General features: G+C 70.7%; 17 protein-coding genes. 6 read left to right on the top strand and 11 right to left on the bottom strand.

Annotated elements, in window-relative coordinates; translation table 11 throughout:
• Positions 1 to 29: 29 nt before the first annotated feature.
• The 5 genes from lysA to ACIBF5_RS22330 all read right to left on the bottom strand — a co-directional run bounded on the left by lysA (position 30) and on the right by ACIBF5_RS22330 (position 5,844).
• Positions 30 to 1,424 (bottom strand): diaminopimelate decarboxylase, encoded by a 1,395-nt coding sequence (lysA, locus tag ACIBF5_RS22310; RefSeq protein ID WP_396814563.1) that lies wholly within the window; start codon positions 1,422 to 1,424, stop codon positions 30 to 32.
• Positions 1,421 to 1,813, bottom strand: coding sequence for a hypothetical protein (locus ACIBF5_RS22315; RefSeq protein WP_396814565.1), 393 nt, complete (start codon positions 1,811 to 1,813; stop codon positions 1,421 to 1,423). The genes lysA and ACIBF5_RS22315 overlap by 4 nt, the downstream gene beginning before the upstream one ends.
• A gap of 292 nt (positions 1,814 to 2,105) precedes the next feature.
• The gene (locus ACIBF5_RS22320) at positions 2,106 to 4,511 is read right to left on the bottom strand and encodes a SulP family inorganic anion transporter (protein ID WP_396814567.1); all 2,406 of its coding nucleotides are present in this window, start codon (positions 4,509 to 4,511) and stop codon (positions 2,106 to 2,108) included.
• A 407-nt stretch (positions 4,512 to 4,918) separates the two neighbouring features.
• Positions 4,919 to 5,344, bottom strand: a complete 426-nt coding sequence (locus ACIBF5_RS22325; protein ID WP_396814569.1) for a hypothetical protein — start codon at positions 5,342 to 5,344, stop codon at positions 4,919 to 4,921.
• On the bottom strand, positions 5,341 to 5,844 hold the full coding sequence (locus tag ACIBF5_RS22330) for a hypothetical protein (RefSeq protein ID WP_396814571.1): 504 nt from the start codon (positions 5,842 to 5,844) through the stop codon (positions 5,341 to 5,343). The genes ACIBF5_RS22325 and ACIBF5_RS22330 overlap by 4 nt, the downstream gene beginning before the upstream one ends.
• Positions 5,845 to 6,223: 379 nt before the next feature.
• On the opposite strand from ACIBF5_RS22330, the gene ACIBF5_RS22335 reads away from it, so the two are divergent.
• Positions 6,224 to 8,071: a PAS domain-containing protein gene (locus ACIBF5_RS22335; protein ID WP_396814573.1), complete on the top strand. Its 1,848-nt coding sequence runs from the start codon at positions 6,224 to 6,226 to the stop codon at positions 8,069 to 8,071.
• Positions 8,072 to 8,178: 107 nt separating this feature from the next.
• Here ACIBF5_RS22335 and gndA read toward each other — a convergent pair whose 3' ends face one another.
• Both gndA and ACIBF5_RS22345 read right to left on the bottom strand, forming a co-directional pair.
• Complete coding sequence (gene gndA, locus ACIBF5_RS22340) at positions 8,179 to 9,645, bottom strand: NADP-dependent phosphogluconate dehydrogenase (RefSeq protein ID WP_396814575.1); 1,467 nt, start codon at positions 9,643 to 9,645, stop codon at positions 8,179 to 8,181.
• 107 nt (positions 9,646 to 9,752) lie between these two features.
• A complete protein-coding gene (locus tag ACIBF5_RS22345) occupies positions 9,753 to 10,688 on the bottom strand; it encodes a TerC family protein (RefSeq protein ID WP_396814612.1) in 936 nt (311 codons plus the stop codon).
• 268 nt (positions 10,689 to 10,956) lie between these two features.
• On the opposite strand from ACIBF5_RS22345, the gene ACIBF5_RS22350 reads away from it, so the two are divergent.
• Both ACIBF5_RS22350 and ACIBF5_RS22355 read left to right on the top strand, forming a co-directional pair.
• Complete coding sequence (locus ACIBF5_RS22350) at positions 10,957 to 11,613, top strand: response regulator transcription factor (protein ID WP_396814577.1); 657 nt, start codon at positions 10,957 to 10,959, stop codon at positions 11,611 to 11,613.
• A 13-nt stretch (positions 11,614 to 11,626) separates the two neighbouring features.
• A complete protein-coding gene (locus ACIBF5_RS22355) occupies positions 11,627 to 13,009 on the top strand; it encodes a sensor histidine kinase (RefSeq protein ID WP_396814579.1) in 1,383 nt (460 codons plus the stop codon).
• A 198-nt stretch (positions 13,010 to 13,207) separates the two neighbouring features.
• On the opposite strand, the gene ACIBF5_RS22360 is transcribed toward ACIBF5_RS22355, so the two are convergent.
• The 4 genes from ACIBF5_RS22360 to ACIBF5_RS22375 form a co-directional block, all read right to left on the bottom strand.
• On the bottom strand, positions 13,208 to 14,152 hold the full coding sequence (locus ACIBF5_RS22360; protein ID WP_396814614.1) for a TAXI family TRAP transporter solute-binding subunit: 945 nt from the start codon (positions 14,150 to 14,152) through the stop codon (positions 13,208 to 13,210).
• 137 nt (positions 14,153 to 14,289) lie between these two features.
• A complete protein-coding gene (locus ACIBF5_RS22365; protein WP_396814581.1) occupies positions 14,290 to 14,970 on the bottom strand; it encodes a hypothetical protein in 681 nt (226 codons plus the stop codon).
• 73 nt (positions 14,971 to 15,043) lie between these two features.
• A complete protein-coding gene (locus tag ACIBF5_RS22370) occupies positions 15,044 to 15,277 on the bottom strand; it encodes a hypothetical protein (RefSeq protein WP_396814583.1) in 234 nt (77 codons plus the stop codon).
• Positions 15,278 to 15,547: 270 nt separating this feature from the next.
• Positions 15,548 to 15,895 (bottom strand): Lsr2 family protein, encoded by a 348-nt coding sequence (locus ACIBF5_RS22375; protein WP_396814585.1) that lies wholly within the window; start codon positions 15,893 to 15,895, stop codon positions 15,548 to 15,550.
• A 418-nt stretch (positions 15,896 to 16,313) separates the two neighbouring features.
• Between ACIBF5_RS22375 and ACIBF5_RS22380 the strand changes: the two genes are divergently transcribed.
• From ACIBF5_RS22380 to ACIBF5_RS22390, 3 genes are read left to right on the top strand one after another with little or no spacing between them, the layout of a single operon-like run.
• The gene (locus ACIBF5_RS22380; protein ID WP_396814587.1) at positions 16,314 to 17,699 is read left to right on the top strand and encodes a diaminobutyrate--2-oxoglutarate transaminase family protein; all 1,386 of its coding nucleotides are present in this window, start codon (positions 16,314 to 16,316) and stop codon (positions 17,697 to 17,699) included.
• Positions 17,696 to 19,237, top strand: coding sequence for a pyridoxal phosphate-dependent decarboxylase family protein (locus tag ACIBF5_RS22385; RefSeq protein ID WP_396814589.1), 1,542 nt, complete (start codon positions 17,696 to 17,698; stop codon positions 19,235 to 19,237). The genes ACIBF5_RS22380 and ACIBF5_RS22385 overlap by 4 nt, the downstream gene beginning before the upstream one ends.
• Positions 19,234 to 20,604, top strand: coding sequence for a lysine N(6)-hydroxylase/L-ornithine N(5)-oxygenase family protein (locus ACIBF5_RS22390; RefSeq protein ID WP_396814591.1), 1,371 nt, complete (start codon positions 19,234 to 19,236; stop codon positions 20,602 to 20,604). The genes ACIBF5_RS22385 and ACIBF5_RS22390 overlap by 4 nt, the downstream gene beginning before the upstream one ends.
• The last annotated feature ends 14 nt before the right edge of the window (positions 20,605 to 20,618 follow it).

A 20,618-nucleotide genomic window follows, 5' to 3' on the forward strand; every position in this document is an offset into this window, starting at 1 on the left:
GTCCTGCCCATGCCGGTGCCCGACGGAGATCAGCAGCCGGTCGCGTGCGCCGTCGTGCCGGCGGCCGGCGCGGCCGGGTCGAGGTCGCGGGCGAGTACGTCCTCGACCGTCTCGCCACGGACCAGCACCTGGGCCCGGCCGGCGTGGACCGCCACCAGCGGCGGCCGGGGCACCAGGTTGTAGTTCGAGGCCAGGCTGATCTGGTACGCCCCGGAGCACGGAATCGCCAGCAGGTCACCGGCGCGCAGGTCGCCCGGCAGGGGCGCGTCCTGGACCAGCACGTCACCGGACTCGTCGTGCCGACCGACGACCGTGGTTCGTTGCTCCTGGGCGCGGCTGAGCCGGCCGAGCAGGACGGCGGTGTACCGGGCGCCGTACAGGGCTGGGCGGGGGTTGTCGCTGAGCCCACCGTCGACCGCGACGAGTTGGTGACCGTCGGGGTCGCGGCGTACGGCGAGCACCCGGTAGAGCGCCACCCCGGCACGGGCCACGATCGCCCGGCCCGGTGCGACACCGAGTCGGGGTACCGGCAGGTTGTGCTCGTCGCAGGCGACCCGGAGGACCTTGCGGGCCCGGGAGGCGAACGCATCGAGGGCGAACTGGCCGTCGGCGTCCGTACCCGGAACGGCGTGCCCGCCCCCGATGTTGATCTCGCTGAGCTGGGTCCCGTGCCGCTGCGCCAGGGCTGCCATGGTCGCCACCAGGTGACTGATCGCGCGTTCGTAGCCGCCGAAGCGGGAGGTCTGCGAGCCGAGGAAGAAGTCGAGGCCGACGAGTTCGAGCATGGGCTGGTCGATGATCCGCCGGACCATCTCGTCCAGGCTGGTGCCGGCCGCCGGTACGCCGAACCGGTCCGTGACCGGCGCCGCCGGCAGCATCGACATGGTGTCGACCCGGCCCGTGTCCCAGTCGGGCAGCACCCGCAGCAGCACCCGCTGCCGGCGGGTCAGCAACGCGGCCAGCCGCGGGATCTCCGAGCTCGACTCGATCACGATGGTGCCGACGCCGTACTTCAGCGCGGCAGCCAGGTCGGTCGGGCTCTTCGCGTCGCCCTGGAGCACGATCCGGTCGGCGGGGAAGCCGACGGCGGCGGCGGTGGCGAGCTGCCCGGCCGAGTGCACGCCGAGGGAGAGCCCCTCCTCGGCGATCCAGCGCAGTACACCCCGGCAGGTCAACGCCTTCGCCGCGTAGACCACGTTGCCGGGTCCGAACGCGGTGGCGTACTCCCGGCAGCGCTGGCGTACGTCCGCCTCGTCCAGCACGTAGGTCGGGGTGCCGAACTCCTCGGCGAGTTCGCCCAGGTGCACCTCGCCGACCGAGATCTCGCCGTGGTCGTCCCGGTGGGCCATCGAGGGCCACACCTGACCGGAGAGGTGGGCGGGGAGGGAGGTACGCAGCGAGGGGATGAGTTCCGCGAGAGTCATAGCGGGTCACATTCGGGTTCGGTCGTGTCCCGCTCGAGGATTTCGAGCGGGCGGAGCAGCAGATGGGTGATGGTTTCCGCGGCGCCGCCCCGCAGCCGTAGGGCGGCGACGGCGGCGTTCAGCTCGGGCAGGCTGGCGCAGGAGAGACGTACCATCAGGTCGATGTCGGCGGCGACCCACCACGCGGCCACCACCCGCTCGTCGTCGCGCAGGTGCCGCGCGAACCGGTCGCCGTCGGTACTGGCGGCCAGCCGTACGCAGACCAGTGCCTCGATTCCGTCCGACGCGCCCGTGAGCAGATCCTCCGGGCGCGGCCGGGCCGGGATTCCGGCGTCACGTCCGGTGCTGGTACGCCGGGGCGTACGACGGGGCAGGGTCGGGCTGTACATGTGCCGATCGTGGCGCCCCAGGGAGTTCGTGACGGCGATCTTCACGCGTTCGCCACGGCCGGCGGGGCGATCCCGACGCGTTCTTGACACGGGTGTGGTGACGGCGTCAGCGTGGCCGTTGACGGCGTAGCGATCGCGTCAAGGGGCCGGACGGCGCCGGTCCCACCGTGCTTTTGTTGATCACAGGTGCCCCGCGGGCGATTCGCCCGTACGGCGTACCCGGTAAGTGTCGCTTGCCAACCCCCTCGACGGGCGACCTCGCCGGGTACGCCGGCCCGGGCGCCGTGATGGTTCAGGTAGGCAGTGGACGCCGGGCACCGTTGCCGGCGTCCACCAGGTACATCCGCGCGTCGTGCAGGTCGAAGTAGAGCCCGACCAGGGTGAGTCGGTCGGCGTCGAGCCGTCGCCGCACGCTCGGATAGGTCCGCAGGTTGTCGAGCTGTTGGGCCACGTTCGCCAGTGCCTGTCGTTCCAGTGTCTGACGTTCCCGCGTCTGGTGCTCCCGGATCGGATGGTCGGCCGGCGAGGTGTCGTTCGGGTGCCGGTCGTCGTGTCGGACGCCGAGCCGGGCGTGCCGCAGCCACGAGCCGAGGTGGGACTGCGGGGCGACGCCGCCGTGCAGCACCGCGCGCATCGCTCCGCAGTCGGAGTGCCCGCAGACCGTGATCGTGGAGATGTCGAGTACGTCCATCGCGTACTCGATCGCGGCGCCGACGCTGTGGTCACCGTGGCTGCCGTGCCGGGGCACGATGTTGCCGATGTTGCGCAGGCAGAACAGGTCACCCGGGCCACTCGCGGTCACCAGGTTCGGCACCATCCGGGAGTCGGCACAGGTGATGAAGAGTTCTCCTGGTCGCTGGCCGTCGCGGGCCAGTTCGGTCAGGTAGGGGCGGACGAGCGGGGCGAACCGGCGCTGGAACTCCCGCACACCCTCCAACATGTTCTCGCCGATCTCGTTTCCGCCGGTGGTGCCGGTGGTGCCGGTGGTGCCGGTGCCGGGCGGCCCGGCCGGGTCGACCCTGCCCGGTGTCTGTACGGGTACGACCGCACCGGTGCGCGCCGCGCTGGATCCGTCGGGTGCCGCCGTCGGGCCCCCGGTGGGTGTCGTGCCGGTGGTTGACGTCTCCGGTGTCGTGCTGGCCTGCCAGTGCGACCACGGCGCGAGCCAGCGGGGAAGCCGGTCGGGCAGCGTCTTGCGGTTGCCGAGCCGGTCCCGGACGGCACGGTCGAACCAGCCGTCCAGCACCTCCTCCACCCGTACCTGGCCGCCGCCGCGTTCGTAGCCGCCCCGCCATTGTTCGATCACGCCGAAGGCGGCGTGGTCGAGGAAGTCCAGCCGTAGTTCGAGGTGGACCCGGGCGCCGGGCGGCAGCCGTCGTAGTTCGTTGTTGAGCCGGCCGGCGCCGAGGAAGAGCAGGGTGCCGGTGATCTGGACCAGGTAGTCGTCGGGGCCGCGCCGGTCGACGTCGATGCGCCAGTGGGTGAGCCGGTAGAGCGCCGCGACCAGGGTCACCGCCACGCCGAGCAGTACACCGGTGACCAGGTCGACGAAGACGACCCCGGCCACGGTGACCGCGTACGCGGGCAGCTCCCGGTGCCGCCTCAGGTCGCGTACGTGGGCCACGCTGATCAGTCGGAGTCCGACGATCACGAGCACCCCCGCGAGCGCGGACATCGGGATGAGTTCGAGTATTCCGGTGAGCAGGAGGGCGAAGACGGCGATCCAGATGCCGTGCAGGATCGCCGACGCGCGGGTACGGGCACCCGCTTCGACATTCGCCGAGCTGCGCACGATCACGCCGGTCACGGGTAGCCCACCGAGTGCGCCGGAGGCGGTGTTCGCCGCGCCCTGGGCGATCAGCTCACGGTCGAGCCGGGCCCGTGGACCGTCGTGCAGTTTGTCCACCGCCACCGCCGAGAGCAGGGACTCCACGCTGGCGACCACCGCGAGTAGGAGTACGCCGGAGAGCACCGCGGTCAGTGGCGCGTCCGGCCAGCGCGGCAGGCTCAGGTGGCTGAGCGGATCGTCCGGCAGGGCGACCCGGGACAGGTCGAGATCCAGGCCGGTGGCGAGCGCGGTGGCGACGGTGATGGCGATCAGCGGTGCTGGCAGGTAGGACAGCCGGATCAGTCGGGGCCAGGTGAGCAGTACCGCGACCGTGACGACACCGACCAGGACTGCGGCGTCGTGGTAGCCGACGAGTTGGGCCGGCAGTTCGCTGAGGTTCTCCCAGGCTGAACTCTGTGGCGCGCCGCCAAGGACGACGTGGAGCTGGCTGAGTGCGATGACGATGCCGATCCCGGCGAGCATGCCGTGGACCACCGCCGGGGACAGCATCAGTGCGGCCCGGCCCAACCGGCTGAGCCCGAGGACGATCTGGAGCAGACCGGCCAGGCTGACCATGGTGGCGGTGGCCGTCCAGCCGTGCCGCAGCACCAGGTCGGCCACGATCACCGACAGGCCGGCGGCGGGGCCGCTGACCTGGAGCGGTGCCCCGCCGAGTGCGCCGACCACGATGCCGCCGACCACCGCGGCGATGACGCCGGCGAGCAGTGGCGCCCCGGAGGCCGCCGCGATGCCGAGGGAGAGGGGGACTGCGACGAGGAAGACCACGAACGAGGCGGGGAGGTCGTGGCGGAGCAGCGTACGTCGGTAGGAGGCTGCCCGTTCCCGGTTGGTCGGACCCGGGACGGTCATCGAAGCGGTGCTCTGAGGCTGCCCGGTATCCACCATATTATCCTCCGGGTCGTGACAAGGCTCGGACGAATTGATGACAACAATGAGAACTAATGCCGCGTAAGCGGTCTCATGCCGCTCATCGGGCACATTACCTGGTGAACTTGATCGATAACAGCCTGTGATTTTTGTCGCTCAATGTTGACTGCGCATCGCTGAGCTGCGCCGATGTCGAACTCTTGATCGTCCTTTGTGGACCTGATGGCGTCGGTGGGGCACTCGCGGGCGTCGCTCGGGGCCCGCGTGGGCAAAGATCGACCACAGTGGAGGTCGCCGGGTTTCGGTGGCCGGGGGCGCACGGAGTGGTGCGCGACCGCGTCGGTCCGGTGGCTGGTGGATTGGCCCGCCGTCTCCGCCCGGCCGGTGGATCAGGCGTCAGGGGTCGACCGTGGCCGGTACTCGTCCGGACGCACCGACCGTACGGCCCGGACGTGGTCGCGGATGGTGCCGATGGTGGCGTCCGGCGCCATGATCGCGGCTCGCCATCGCCGCAGCAGGGCGCTCAGGTTGCGGTGATGCAGCCGCAGCTCGCTGATCTCGCGCTCCGCCGCCAACGCCCGGCCGCGGAACTCCGCGGTCTCCAACTCCAGCTCCGTCACCCGGCCCCGCAGTGGTCCCACGATGGTGAGCGCGGTGTCGGTCAGCATCTCCGCGGCGTCCGTCCGGAATCGGCGCCGCCGCAGGGCGATGGTGGCGACCGCGGCCACGCCCCCGGTGGCGCCCACCAAGCCGACCGTGGTCAATAGAATCTGGACCCACGCCGGCCCGCTGGGCGGCGTGGTCGGGCCGGTCATGGCGTGCCTGCTCGGGTCGGCGCGTTCGCCAGGCTGGCGCGAGCCAACCGGCGGAGGTCGCCGATGATCTGTGCGCACCTCCAGCTCGACCCGATCGAGACGGCGCCGATGAACGTGCCGGCGGTGAGAGCGGCCATGCCGCTCATGCTGAACAGGGCGATGGCGTACATCGCGGTGTTGGCGCCGAGCAGGAGCACCGCGCCGAGTTCGAGCCCCAGGCCGGTGGAGAGCTGCCCCGGCCAGCCGACGCCGGCCAGGCCGACAAGGCCGGCGACGATCAGGCCGGTCTCCCAGCTCCACTCGACGGTGGCCGGCATGGCGAGGACGAGTGAACGGGGAAGGGCGTCGAGCAGGATCATCATGATCCCGCAGACGAGCCCGCCGAGGAGGAACGTCAGCTCGAACGGGTGCCGGCCGGAGCTGACTCTGATCGGTGTGAGCGGCGGAGGAGTGGCGTCGGTTCCCCGGCGACTGCTTGACCGGGAGTTTTTCGTGTTCACGGCATTGCCCTCGGGGAGTGGCGCCTCTGTGCCTCTGCCGTCCGGCTGATCCGGGCCGATGACGGCTGGTGCGTCAGGAGCGAGAAACAACTGTGCGTGAATACTACAATCCGTGTTGGATCAATTACTAAAGGATATGTGACGGATCATCGACACCTCTGTGTCCGAGGCAACGCCGCAGGTAGCGCCCGGACACTCTCCACAGGCGACAAAGGGTGCCGGGAATCCGTTCCGGCGCGTTCCTCCCGCCGACCCCTCCGGTGCGGCATAGTCGTCGCTGCGGGAAACGGATGCGTACGCGGAGGCCCGCTGTCGAGGCCGGTGCACCCGGGCACCGAACGTCGACGGCTGCCCGGCTGCGCGGGTGGGAGGAATCCGGTTGGCGGAGCGCCGCACGATCGGCTTTGTCGCGCTGACCGCCGCCCTCGGATTCGGAGTCCTCGTGTTCCCCTCTGCGGCGCCGGTCCTCTGGGGGATGATCGGTGCCGCCAGCACGGCCGCCGTCGGGTACGGCCTCCGACGGCACCGACCCGCGCGTCCCGCACCCTGGCTGCTGTTCGGGGCGGGACTGGCCGTTCTGGCCGCTGGAGACGTGACGTACGCGGTCGTGTCGGCGGGGGTGGGCCGTGACGCCGGCCTGGTCGCCGAATGGTTCTACGTCGGCAACTTCCCGCTGCTCGCCGCCGGCCTGGTCCAGCTCACCCGTCGTAGCGCGGTCCTGCGGGACCGGTCCGGCCTGACCGACCTGCTCGCGGTGGTGCTCGCCCTCGGTCTCGTCGGCTGGACCCAGCTGGTAGCCCCGGCGCTGCCCGGTTCCGGGCTCTCTCCGGTCGAACAGTGCCTGTTGGCCAGTCACATCCTCGGCGACCTGCTGGCGCTGGTGGTGATGTTGTGGCTGGCCGTCGCCGCGCCACGTAACGCCTCGGTCCTGCTGTTGACCGTTGGTGTCGCGGGGCTGCTCACGGCCGACATCGCGTACGCCATCGCCCGGGTCGGCCCGGGTTGGTACCCGGGTGGCCCGGCCGAGTTGGGCTACCTCGTCTTCTACCTGAGCTGGGGCGCGGCCGCGCTGCAACCGTCGATGACCCGCCTGACCGAGCGGGCGGAGCCGGCGTCCGAGGAGACGGCGGCGACGCGGGTCGGGCTGGTCGCCCTGACCAGTCTCGCCGCCCCGGTGGTGCTGCTGATCGAGGCCGCCGCCGGCGTGGTGGTGCACGGCGTGATGATCGCCGTGGTCGCCGGCTTCACCACCACGCTGGTGGTGGTTCGCGTCGTCGACGCCCGCAACAAGCATCGGCAGGCGCTGCGACGGGAGCGGCACCTGCGGGAGACGTGTACCAGTCTGGTTGCCGCGACCGGCAGCGCGCAGGTCGGCGAGGCACTGCGGGCGCTGGTCACCCAGGTGATGCCCGACGGGACACCGCACCGGATCGTGTTCGCTCTCTATCGGCCGGGCCCTCGGGCAGGCGATCTCGACTTCGCCTGGTCACCCCGGGTCGAGCTGGACCACCCGCTGCCGACCGAAGGCTCTCGGCGACGCAGCCTGCTGGTCGAGACGCGGTTGCTGCCCTCGGTGCTGATCGAGCCGCTGGGTGGCCTGCCGGCCACCATCGTGGCGTCGTTGGCGCCCGGGGCCGAGCCGGTGGTCGGAGGGGCCGACGCCGCCCTGCTGGTGGCGGCCGACCGGGATGTCCTGGTCGCCTCCCGGGACGTCATCGAGGTCGCCGCGGGTCAGGCCACGCTCGCGCTGTACCGGATCGAGGTGACCGGTGCGGCCAACCGTCGGGACCGGGAGCACTATCTGGACCTCACCGCCGGCAGCACGACCGACGGTGTCCTGATCGTCGGAGACGACGACCGGGTGGGTTACGCCAACCCGGCGATCTGGCGGATCCTCGGCATCGAGTCGCGGGTCTTCGCCACCTGGCGCGACATCGTCCATCCCGACGACCACGAGCAGGTGGAGCGGACACTGCGCGCGGTGCGTGCGGCGGTCGACCCGCCCGGGCTGGGTGTGCAGTGGACCCTGCGTCGCGCCGACGGCAGCCGGGTGGTGGTCGAGGTCGACTGCCGGCCGCTGGGCGCCGAACCCGGGCCGCCAGGAGTCGCGGTCACGGTACGCGACGTCACCGACGAGCGGCGGCGCGAGTGGGACCAGCTTCGGCGCCGGCTGGAGACCACCGCGCCGGGTCTGAACCGTCGCAGCCTGCGTCGCCGTTTCCGCTGACCGTTACCGCGCGGGCGTATCGGATACGAGTAATGGGCGAACGACCCTGGGCCGGGGCCGCGCACCGCCGGCGACGTCGCATCCGTCGCCGGCGGTGTCGCATCCGGTCAGGCCGGGGATTCGGTACGGTCGCCGGCCCACTGCACGTGGAAGCTGCCCTCGGCGTCGACCCGCTGGTACGTGTGCGCGCCGAAGTTGTCCCGCAGCCCCTGGATCAGCGCGGCGGGCAACCGCCCCCGGCGCAGCCCGTCGAAGTACGCCAACGAGGACGAGAAGGCCGGGGTCGGGATGCCGACCTCGGTGGCGTACCGCACCACTCGCCGCCAACTCTCGATGCTCTCCGAGACGATCTTCGCGAAGTACGGCGCCACCAGCAGACTCGGCAGTTGCGGGTCGGCGTCGTACGCCTCCCGGATCCGGTTCAGGAACCGGGCCCGGATGATGCAGCCGCCCCGCCAGATGGTGGCCATCTCGCCCCGGTCGATGTCCCAGCCGTACTCTTCGCTGCCGGCCTGGATGTGGTCGAAGCCCTGCGCGTACGCGACCACCTTCGAGGCGTAGAGCGCCTTGCGGACGTCGTCGACGAAGGCGTCCCGGTCCGGCACGCTCGCCTTGCCCCCGGCGTCGGCGAAGAGTTCACGGGCAGCGGCCCGCTGGTCGGCGTGCCCGGAGAGCGAACGGGCGAAGGTCGCCTCGGCGATGCCCGTGATCGGCACCCCGAGGTCGAGTGCGCTCTGTACGGTCCAGCGGCCGGTGCCCTTCTGCTCGGCCTGGTCGAGCACCACGTCGACGAAGGGCTTGCCGGTGCGGGCGTCGGTCTGCCCGAGCACGTCGGCGGTGATCTCGATCAGGAACGACTCCAGGTCGCCCTCGTTCCAGGTGCGGAAGACCTCGGCCAGTTCGCCCGGGGAGGCGTCCAGCCCTTCCCGGAGCAGGTCGTACGCCTCCGCGATGAGCTGCATGTCGGCGTACTCGATGCCGTTGTGCACCATCTTCACGAAGTGTCCGGCGCCGTCCGGGCCGACGTGCGTACAACACGGGGCGCCGTCCACCTGCGCGGCGATCGACTCGAAGATCGGTCCGAGCTTCGCGTACGCCTCGACCGAACCGCCGGGCATGATGCTCGGGCCGAGCAGTGCGCCCTCCTCGCCACCGGAGACGCCGGTGCCGACGAAGTGCAGCCCATGGGCCCGCAGCGTCTCCTCACGCCGCCGGGTGTCGGCGAAGTGGGCGTTGCCGCAGTCGATGATGATGTCGTCCTTGTCGAGCAGCGGGATCAGCTCCTCGATCACCGCGTCGGTGGGGCCGCCGGCCTTCACCATGATGATGACCGCCCGGGGACGGGCCAGCGATGCCACGAAGTCCGACATCGACTCGCTCGGGATGAACTCGCCCTCGTCCCCGTGCTCGGCGATCAGGCTCCGCGTCCGGTCGGCGGAGCGGTTGTGTACGGCCACCGGGTAGCCGTGGCGAGCCAGGTTGCGGGCCAGGTTGCGGCCCATCACACCGAGACCGGTGACGCCGATCTGCGCGCTGCCCACCGGCGGCTGTCCGGTCGCTGCCTCTTCGGCCATGGTTCTCTCCCTCGATCCGACTTGTTGACCATGCTGCCAGCGTTTTTCCGCCCAGACCGCCGGCCCAGGCATGTGATCTTCCTCTATACCGGTCGGTACCGTCCGGCTCAGGGATGTCCGTCCCGCCCAGCGGAACCGGGCAACGGCCGGGCGGCCCGCCGGCTGGACAGCAGGCTCCAGACGATCGAGCCGGCGATGGTCCCCACGATCACGCCCAGCGTCAGGGGGATGGGCAGCTTACCGACCTTGGTCTCGGCCAGGATGAGTTTCACCCCGGCGAAGACGAGCAGCACGGCCAGGCCGTAGTGCAGGTGTTTGAACCGGCGGAGCAGGCCGGCGAGGAGAAAGTACAGACTCCGCAAGCCGAGGATGGCAAACGCGTTCGCCGACCAGAGGACGAACGTGTCGGTGGTGATGGCCAGGATGGCGGCGATCGAGTCGACCGCGAAGATGAGGTCGCTCGCCTCGATCGAGACCAGGACCACGAAGAGGAGGGTGACCCGCAGTTTTCCGTTCTTCCGGGTGATGAACCTGCCGTCGTGGTAGTGGGCGTCGGTCGGCAGGATCCAGCGGATCAGACGGACCACCGGATTTCGTTCCGGCTGCACCTTCCGGTCATGGCGGAACGCCATCTGGTATCCGGTGTAGATCAGGAACGCACCGAAGATGTACGCGGTCCAGAAGAACGTACGCAGCAGTTCCGCCCCGGCGAAGATGAACACCAACCGGAAGCCGAGCGCGCCGACGACTCCCCAGAACAGGACCTTGTGCTGGTACGACGCCGGTACGGCGAAGTAGGTGAAGATCAGGGCGAACACGAAGACGTTGTCGATGGAGAGCGTCTTCTCGATCAGGTAGCTGGCGTAGTACGCGGTACCGGCGGTCGACCCCTGCCACCCCCAGAGCAGTACACCGAACGCGAGCCCGGCGGTGATCCAGATTCCGCTCCAGATTCCCGCCTCACGTAGTCCGACCACGTGGTTGTCCCGGTGCAGGAGCAGGTCGACCGCGAGCATGGCCGCGATGATGACGGTCAGTGCCATCCAGGCCCAGCCGGGAACGGCGCCGGTCACCAGGCCCGCCGCGGTGTCGTCACCGGTGACCCATACCCCGCCGGTTCGGGTTTATCGGCGCCGGCGGCACTCGGGTGACCGCCACCGCCACCGCCTGCGCACGGCCGGGCCGGTCGATGGTCGGCCGGACCGATCGACGAGGGCGATGGGTGGCGGGGTTCGGGACCACGACCCGGACGGCTGGCCGTCCGCGGCCGGGCAGGCACAATAGCGGACAGTTGGGGGAGGGGAGGGCGGGTTGCGCATCCTGCTGGTCGAGGACGACAGTCGGGTCGCGGCGGCGATGGCCTCTGCGCTCACCCGTCGTGGCTTCGACATCGAACAGGCGTCCACCGCCGCGGCGGCGCTCGCCGCCGCCCCCTGCGACCTGGTCTTGCTCGACCTCACCCTGCCCGACGGCGACGGGGTCGAGGTGTGCCGGACGTTGCGCCAGCGCAGCGCCCAGATCGGGATCATCGCGGTGACCGCACGTGGCGAGGAACGCGATCGGGTGCTCGGGCTGCGGGTCGGCGCCGACGACTACGTGGTCAAGCCGTTCTCGATGGCGGAACTGCACGCCCGGATCGAAGCGGTACTGCGCCGGGGCGCACACGCCACGGCACCGCGTACGGTCATCGAGGCCGGCCGGATCAGGATCGACGTGACCGCCCGCTCGGCCGAGGTCGACGGGGCGGCGATCGCGCTGACCCGTAAGGAGTTCGACATCCTGATGTCGCTGGCCCGCCAGCCCGGACTGGTGGTGCCTCGGGACCGGATCCTGCTCGACGTCTGGCAGACCACCTGGACCGGTCGGCACACGGTCGAGGTGCACGTCGGGTCGCTGCGGGCCAAGCTCGGTGACCCGGGCCTGGTGGAGACCGTCCGGGGGGTCGGCTACCGGCTCCGGGTCGGGTAACCGGGGAACCGCCGTGCGTCGACGTCTTGTGCTCAGCTACCTGCTGCTGATGGTCCTGGTGCTGGCCGCGCTGGAGATTCCGCTCGCCTTCACCCTGGCTACCGCCGAGACCGGCCGGGTCAGGGCCGATCGGCTCGCCGACGCGACCCGGTTCTCCTCGCTCTCCGGTCCAGCCCTGCGCGTCGGGGCGACCGGGCCGGTGAGCGCGGAACTGGACCGCTACGCCGAGTTGTACGGGCTGGACGCCGCGCTGGTCGACCGGGACCGTACGGTCGTGATCCGTACTCCCCGGTACCGTCCCGACCCGGCGTTGGTGGAGTCCGCCACCCGCGCCTCGCTCGCCGGACAGCAGTCCGCCGCGCCGGGGCTGGTCCTGCCCTGGAACACGGAGCCGCTGGTCGTCTCGGTGCCGGTGAGCGAGAACGGCGAAGTGCTCGGTTCCGTGATCATCTCGTCGCCGACGACCCGGATCGGCCGTACCACTCTCTCCTGGTGGGTGGCGCTCGCCGTGATCGGCATGCTTGCCGTACTCGCCTGTGTTCTCACCGCGTTCCGGCTGGCCGGATGGGTGCTGCGGCCGGTCACCGTGCTCGACGCGGTGACCCACGAGATCGCGGCCGGGGATCGGTCCGCCCGCGCCCCGCACCGGTTCGGCCCGCCCGAGTTGCGCCGGCTCGCGGCGAGTTTCAACGACATGGCGGACGCGCTCTCCGACGCGATGGAACGGCAACGGGCATTTGTCGCCCACGCCAGTCACCAGTTGCGTAACCCGCTCACCGCGCTGCGGCTGCGAGTCGAGGAACTCGGGCCGAGCGTCAGCGACGAGGACGGCCGGACCGAGCACAGGCTCGCGCTGGAGGAGAGCGACCGGCTCGCCCAGGTGCTCGACGGGTTACTCACCCTGGCCCGGGCCGAGCGGGGCGCGGACAAGATGGTGGTGGTCGACGCCGCCGCGGTGGCGATCTCCCGGGTACGTGCCTGGCAGCCCTTGGCGCGACGCCGGTCCATCCAGCTCAACTTCAGCACACCGGCGATCCCGGCGTACGTGAGCAGCGCGCCCACCGCCGTCGACCAGTCGCTCGACGCACTGATCGACAACGCGGTGAAGTTCACCGACGAGGGCGGGAAGATCGACGTGTCGGTCTACCGGCTCGACGGCGGGGTCGCGATCCACGTCCGGGACAACGGGCGGGGCATGACCTCGGCGCAGCTCCGTCACGCCACGGAACGGTTCTGGCGGGCGGCGGACGCGCAGAACATCTCCGGCGCGGGTCTGGGCCTGACCATCGTCGCGGTGCTGGTGGACGTCTCCGGCGGACGGCTGACCATGCGGCAGGCGATTCCCCGGGGTCTTGACGCGGCGCTCTGGTTCCGGGCGCCGGACGAGTCGCCGTAGTGCCCCGGGGGTGACGACGATCGTCCGGTCGCTCAGGAGACGGGGAGCGCCTGAACGAACGTGACGCCCTGCGCGCCGGGTTCACGGTGGAGCGGGCCGCCCCCGTGTTGCGGCTCTACTTCGGACCGCACGCGTCGTCGCAACACCGGGGCATGTGGCTGGCGGCCGACGGCCGAGGCGGTGGGCTGGTCGAGCCGGTCAGGGCTTGCTGGCGCGGTAGTAGTCGGCGGCACCGGCGTGCAACGGCAGCGGGGCGGTGGCGATCGCCGACTGCGGGCTCATCCGCCCGGCAGCCGGATGGGCCTGGCCCAGTTCCATCCGCCGCTCCATCAGCAGCCGGGTCAATTCGTACACCAGGGACCGGGGCAGTTTCGCCGAGACGATCAGGTAGTTGGGATCGGCGACGGTGGTGACCGGGGCGAGCCCGTACACCGAGGTCGGAATGTCGCGGCTGACGTACACCTGGCTGTACCGCTGCCGCATCGGTTCGGTCCACTCGCCGAGATCGATGATCCGGGTGGGGGTGTGCTGGACGAACTCGGCGACCGCCTGCACCGGCAGTCCGCCGGAGAAGAGGAAGCCGTCGATCTCACCTCTGCGTAGTGCGGCCACAGAGGAGTCCAGCCCGAGGCGTCGGGTGTCCACCGAGCCGGGGGTGAGACCGGCGACGTCGAGCAGGCGGCTGGCGGTGATCTCGGTACCGGAACCGGTCGCGCCCACCGAGACCTTCCTGCCACGCAGGTCCTCCAGCCGGTGGATCGGTCCGTCGTCGCGCACCACCAGATGGAGCAGGTCGTCGTAGATCCGGGCTACTCCGAGTACGGCGGGGTCGCCACCGGAGGTGCTCGGCAGTGTGTCCGCCTGGGTGAAGCCGAGTTCGGCGCTGCCCTGCGAGACCAGGGCGACGTTCTCCGCCGACGCGGCGGTGATCGCCACGCTCGCCCGTACGCCCGGAATCTCCCGATTGATGATCTTTACGAGCGACCGGCCGAACGCGTAGTAGACGGCGGTCGGGCTGCCGGTGGCGATCCGGATCCGGATCGGCTCCGCCGGGCGATCGGCGCACGCGCTGGTCAGCACCATCGGGACGGCCACGCAGAGCGCGAGGGTGACCCGGCGGGTCAAGCGTGGTGACCCGACCAGGGGCGGCGGGATGAGGGCCAAGGGTCGTGTTCTCCGGCGGAAGTAGGGGCGCCGCGGCAAGTCTGGCCCACCTGGTTCGGTCGTGCATACCGACCGAACGGTCACCCCCGCCAGAGCCCGCTACACCCGGTCCCGCCCTACACCGCGACGTCGAACTGGTCCGCCGAGCGGACTGCGGTGAGCAACCGCTGGGCGTCCGGTCCGACGGGCACGCTCACCAGGAAGCAACCGGAGCGGCGCCGCAGGGCGGCCCGGGCGTCGAGCAGTTGGGCACCGCGGATGAGCATTGCCGCGAAATCGGGATCGGCCACCCGTACGCCGAGGATGTTCTTGTGCAGGTGTCGACCGGCGGCGGTGAGGACCGAGCGCCAGAGCGCCTCGGCCAGCCGGGGCCGCCACAGTTGCCGGGCGCTCGACCCGCCAGTGGCCGTCGGGTCGAGGATCGCGGAGCGGCCCTGATTCCAGGCCGCCGTCATCAACGCCCCGTACGCGGGACGTTGGTACGCCGGGACGTACAGGCGGTGAAGTTGGTAGCGTCGGCGCAGTCCGGCGACGGTCGTCTCCGGGACCACCGTCAGCTTGAGCCGTTCGAGCAGGTAGGCCAGTCGGTCCGCGGCCATCTGCTGGTTGAACTCGGCCACCAGCACGCCGTGTACGCCGTGTGTGTCGCGGCGGTGGTCTGTCGGTGCCGCGGCGACCGGGGTGCAACGGACCAGTGCGGCGATCTCCAGTGCCTCGGCCAGGACCGGCCAGTCAAGCCACGGCAGTCTGAGATTCTCCGTTGGACTCGCGGTCGTGAACTCTGCTGTCTCCGCCATCGATGTGCTCCCGGCTGATGTGGCCCGATCTCCATCAGGGTGGATCGTCCGGGTCGCCGCTGGAAGCCCCGTGTCACAGTTTTGAGCGAATCTTGCGCGTCCGGCTGTTCCGCGCCGTGTCGGTGCGGGTGGCGACACCCGGAGTGGCGCCGCCCAGGTAGGTGCCCACATAGGGATCTTTCGCGGAAATCTGCCCAATTGGGACTTCATGCTCGCGGTTGAGGGTGCCCCGAAACCGGAGAACTGTGCGACCAACATCGACGATGTCGTCATGGGCAGGGGCGGCTGCCAGGGAAACCGACGTCACCCGGGTCTCGCCACTGAGACGAAATCCATGCGGGAGGGAAACGGCGTGCAGGGGGCGGGTCCGGTAGAACTGTGTCGGTGCCGTCCGCCACGTATGGCCTGACCGTCACCATTCTCTGCGAGAACTCTCCACTCTGTGCGTCGGTCCCGCACGCTGTGGCTGACCGAGCACCGCGGATGTGACGTGATTCGATCCGTGGCGGTGACGGGTTGGCTGTCGCCGCCACGGTGCCGCCCGGGCCGGAACGGCCGGGGGCCAGCCCGTACCGAGTTATTCGCCTCGGTACGCCCGCACCACCGAGGCGGGTATCCGGCCCCGCTCGGAAACGTCGTAGCCGTTCTTGGTGGCCCATTCCCGGATGGCGCGGTTCTGGTCCCGATCGGTCCGGCTCGCGCCTCGCGCCACGCCGCGCCCGGCGGCGCCACGCACCTCGGGAGTGGTGCGGCCGATCCGGTTTCCGGCGGTGATGTAACCGTCCAGTGCCTTGCGTAGCTTGCCGGCGTTCTTCTCGGACAGGTCAATGGTGTAGTTGACTCCATCGATACCGAACTCGACGGTGCGGTCGGCCTTGCCGCCGTCCAGGTCGTCGGTGAGTAGGGTGATCACTTGTTTGACCATCGTGGTGCCCCCATCGCCAATTGATTTGGTGAGTGCATTGTGTCCCACCGAGTTTGTCCTATCGTCGGCGATTTCGCAACGTATTCGCAATTTGACGGAGCGTCGGTACAGTTTCGAGTGTCGAACTGGGTGGCCGGAGAGAGGCCGGATCCGGCTGGAATCGCGCCGTACGGCGTGCCAGGATCATCGGGTGACGTACGGGTGGTCGGTCGACGCTGCGACGCCGGGTGCCGTACGGCGGGTGTCTGCCGCAGGGGGCCGGCGACGCGGCCGTGGAGACTCTCGGGGGCCTGCGGTGAGCGGGTGAACGATGTGGACGGTTCGCCGGTGTTGCGGGCATAAACCGAGAAACTCCCGTCCAGGGTGCTTGCGCCTACCGATCTGTGGTAGTTAGGTGAGGCTAACCTTTGGAGGCTTTGTGGTCGTCTCGCAACTCCCGTCATCCGCACCCATTGATCAAGCCATCGCCGACCTGCTCGAACGCCAGGCGGAGCGGGAGTCGGGCGCGCGTACCTACGCCCGATCCCTGCCGATCCTGCCGGTACGCGCACACGGGATGGTCGTCGAAGGCGCGGACGGCCGGCGTTACCTCGACTGCCTTTCCGGCGCCGGCACGCTGGCGTTGGGTCACAACCACCCGGTCGTGATCGACCAGATCCGCCGGGTGCTCGACTCCGGCGCGCCGCTGCACGTGTTGGACCTGGGCACCTTCGAGAAGGACGAGTTCACCACCACACTGCTCGCCACGTTGCCCGGCGGACCGGACGGCTGGCGGCTGCACTTCTGCGGACCGGCCGGCACCGACGCGGTCGAGGCCGCGCTCAAACTCACCCAGACCGCGACCGGGCGAACCGGCGTACTCGCCTTCACCGGCGGGTACCACGGAATGACCGCAGGGGCCCTCGCGGTCAGCGCCAACGTCGCGATCAAGGCGCCGCTGCCGCCGGCCGCGTTCGAGGTCACGCGACTTCCCTTCCCGTACGACTACCGGTGCCCGTTCGGCGTCGGCGGCGGCATGGCCGCCGAGATCGCCGCCCGGTACGCGGAGACGATGCTCACCGACTCGCACTCGGGAGTCGTACCACCGGCCGCGATGATTCTCGAAGCGGTACAGGGCGAAGGCGGCACCGTACCCGCACCGGACGGTTGGTTGCGCGAGATGCGCCGGCTCACCGCGCTGCACGGCATCCCGCTCATCGTCGACGAGGTGCAGACCGGGGTCGGCCGGACCGGGGCGTTCTGGGCGGTCGAACATTCCGGTGTGGTGCCGGACGTCCTGGTGATGTCCAAGGCGATCGGAGGAAGCCTGCCCTTGGCCGTGATCGCCTACCGGGAGGAGCTCGACACCTGGCGGCCCGGCGCGCACACCGGCACCTTCCGTGGCAACCAGCTCGCCATGGTGGCCGGTACCGCGACGATGCGCCACATCCGCGAGAACGGCCTGGTCGAGCGAGCCGCCCTGGTCGGTGAACGGATGCTGCGCGAGCTGCGACTGCTCCAGGGTCAACAGACCGCCATCGGCGACGTACGCGGCCGGGGCCTGATGATCGGGCTGGAGATCGTCGAGCCGGACGGGCCGGCGAACCCGATCGGCGCCCGTCCCGCCGCCCCCGAACTCGCCCGCCTGATCCGCGGCGAATGCCTGGCCCGTGGGTTGATCGTCGAACTCGGTGGACGGCGCGACGCGGTGGTACGGCTACTTCCACCACTGGTCATCACCGACGCGCAGGTCGACGCGGTGCTGGCCCGGCTCGCCGACGCGGTCCAGGCCGCCCAGCGGGCCTACCCGGGAACGCCCGCATGACCGTCACCGATCCGCTCGACACCGCTCTCGCCGGTGGGGTCGCCGGCCCGGCGGCGTTGGGTCCCCTGATCGACGTGGCGCTGGAAGCGCTGCGCCTCGGCGCACGCCGGCGCGGCGGTCCGCTCCCCGCAGGTACGCCGACCGAGCTGGCCTCCGCCGTCGCCGCTACGTTCGGACCGGGACTCCTGCCCGAACAGGGCACCGGGGCGCGGGCCGCCCTCGCCGCGCTCGCCACCGGACTCGCCGCCGGCACCGCCGACCCGGCCGACCCGCACTGTGCCGGGCACCTGCACTGTCCACCACTGGCTGTGGCGGTCGCCGCCGAGGTGGTCGCCGCCGCGCTGAACCCGTCGCTCGACTCGTGGGACCAGGGGCCCTCGGCGACCGCAGTCGAGCCCCAGGTCATCGCGGTCCTGGCCGGACTGGTCGGCTACCGGCCGGACGTCTCGGCCGGCGTACTCACCTCCGGCGGGACGGAGTCGAACCTGATGGGCCTCCTGCTCGCCCGCGACGCCGCCGTACTCGCCACGACCGGAGCACCGGCAGCCACCGTCGGGATCGGATCGGTCGGTTCGCGACTGCGCTACTTCTGCGGCGAGGTCGCGCACTTCTCAGTCCGGCGCAACGCCGCCCTGCTCGGACTCGGCGAGGAGGCGGTGGTCCCGGTCCCGGTCGACCACACGTACACCATGGACCCGGTCGCGCTGGCCGAGCGGATGGCCGCCACCGTACGCGCCGGTGGCGTACCGGCGGCAGTCGTGGCGACCGCTGGCACCACCGACTTCGGCAGCATCGACCCGCTGCACCCGATCGCCGATGTTGCCGCCCGGCACCGGTGCTGGCTGCACGTCGATGCCGCGTACGGGGGAGGGGCGCTCTTCTCCGACCGGCTCGCCGGCCTGCTCGACGGGCTGCACCGCGCCGACTCGATCGCCCTCGACCTGCACAAGCTCGGCTGGCAACCGATCGCGGCCGGAGTCTTCCTGACTGCCGACGCGGCCACGCTCGCACCGCTGTCCCAGCGGGTTGCCTACCTCAACCCGGCCGACGACGAGGCGGCCGGTTACCCGAGCCTGCTCGGCCATTCGCTGCGCACCACCCGCCGGGTGGACGCTTTCAAACTGGCCGTCACCTTCCAGGCGCTCGGCCGGGTCGGGCTGGGTGTACTGGTCGACCACGTCCACGAACTGGCCCGGCACGCCGCAGCCCGGATCCGGGCCGATCCCCACCTCGAACTGGCCGCCGAGCCGGTGCTCAGCACCGTGGTCTTCCGTTACCGTGCCGGACCCGTCAGCAGTCGAGTCAACGCCGAACTGCGCCGTCGCCTGCTCGTCGAGGGCACGGCGGTGGTCGGTCGGACCGAACTCGGCAACGCGGTGTGGCTCAAACTCACCCTGCTCAACCCGCACGCCACCCCGGCCGACGTGGACGCGCTGCTGGACCTGGTGGTCCGGGCCGGCGCCGCCGAGCAGACGGTGGTGTCGGCCGCCGTCCCCGGGCCGAGGGGCGGCGACATATCGGAGGAGGCGCCCCGTTGACCAGTCCCACCGCACCGGAACCCGTCACCGACGCCAGCTCGGACGAGACCGACTACGACCTGGTCGGCATCGGTCTGGGCCCGTTCAACCTCGGACTAGCCGCCCTGGCCGAGCCACTCACCGGTCTCCGTACGCTCTTCCTCGACGCCCGCCCCGACTTCGCCTGGCACCCCGGCCTGCTGTTGGAGGGGGCCAGGTTGCAGGTCCCGTTCCTCGCCGACCTGGTCACCCTGGTCGACCCGACCAGCCGCTGGTCTTTCCTGTCCTACCTACGCGAACAGGACCGGCTCTTCCCGTTCTACTTCGCCGAACGGTTCCACGTGCCCCGCCGGGAGTACGACCACTACTGCCGGTGGGTCGCCGACTCGCTCCCCTCGTGTCGGTTCGGCGCCCGGGTCGATGGGCTGCGCTGGTCGGCCGGGAGCGGCCGGTTCCTGGTCGAGGTGACCGAGCCGGCAACGGGTGCGGCCACCCGCGTGCGGGCCCGACACGTGGTGCTCGGGGTGGGCACGGATCCCGTCGTGCCCGAACCACTGGCCCACCTCGTCGGTGAGCACGTCTTCCATGCCGGCGACTACCTCGACCGGCTGCCGACGTTGGCCGGGGCACGGGACGTGACCGTGGTCGGTTCCGGGCAGTCCGGTGCCGAGGTCTTCCTCGACCTGCTGCGCCGCACACCCGAGCAGGGTTGGCGGGTGCGCTGGCTCACCCGGAGCCCGGCGTTCGCCCCGATGGAATACTCGAAGCTCGGTCTCGAACACTTCACCCCCGACTACACCGCGTACTTCCGTGGCCTGGCCGAGTCCACCCGCGACACCCTGCTGCCGCACCAGTGGCAGCTCTACAAGGCGATCAGCGCCGAGACCATCGACGAGATACAGACCCTGCTGTACGAGCGGTCGGTCGGCGGTCGCCGACCCGAGGCGAGCCTCACCGCGAACGTGGCGGTGCTGGCTGCCCGTGCCACCGGGGACGGCTACCGCCTCTCCTGTCGGGAAACCCGGCAGGGCAGCGAATTCGACCTGCGCACCGACCGAGTCGTGCTCGCCACCGGTTACGCGGCCCGGCGGCCGGCGCTGCTCGACCCGCTGGCCGAACTGGTGCGTTGGGACGCACGGGGGCGCTACCGGGTGGACGCCGACCACCGGGTCGAACTCGCCCCGGAGGTCACCGGTTCCCTCTTCGTGCAGAACGCCGAACTGCACACCCACGGTGTCGGTACGCCCGACCTGGGCCTCGGTGCCTGGCGCGGCGCCACCATCCTGAACGCGGTCACCGGCGGCATCGCATACCGGTTGCCGAAGCGCACCGCGTTCACCGGCTTCGGCGTACCCGACGACGCGCTCGCCGCCGACGCCCCGTTCTGAACCCCGCCACCCCC

This window comes from Micromonospora sp. NPDC050417 (assembly GCF_044458865.1).
Lineage (GTDB): Bacteria > Actinomycetota > Actinomycetes > Mycobacteriales > Micromonosporaceae > Micromonospora_G.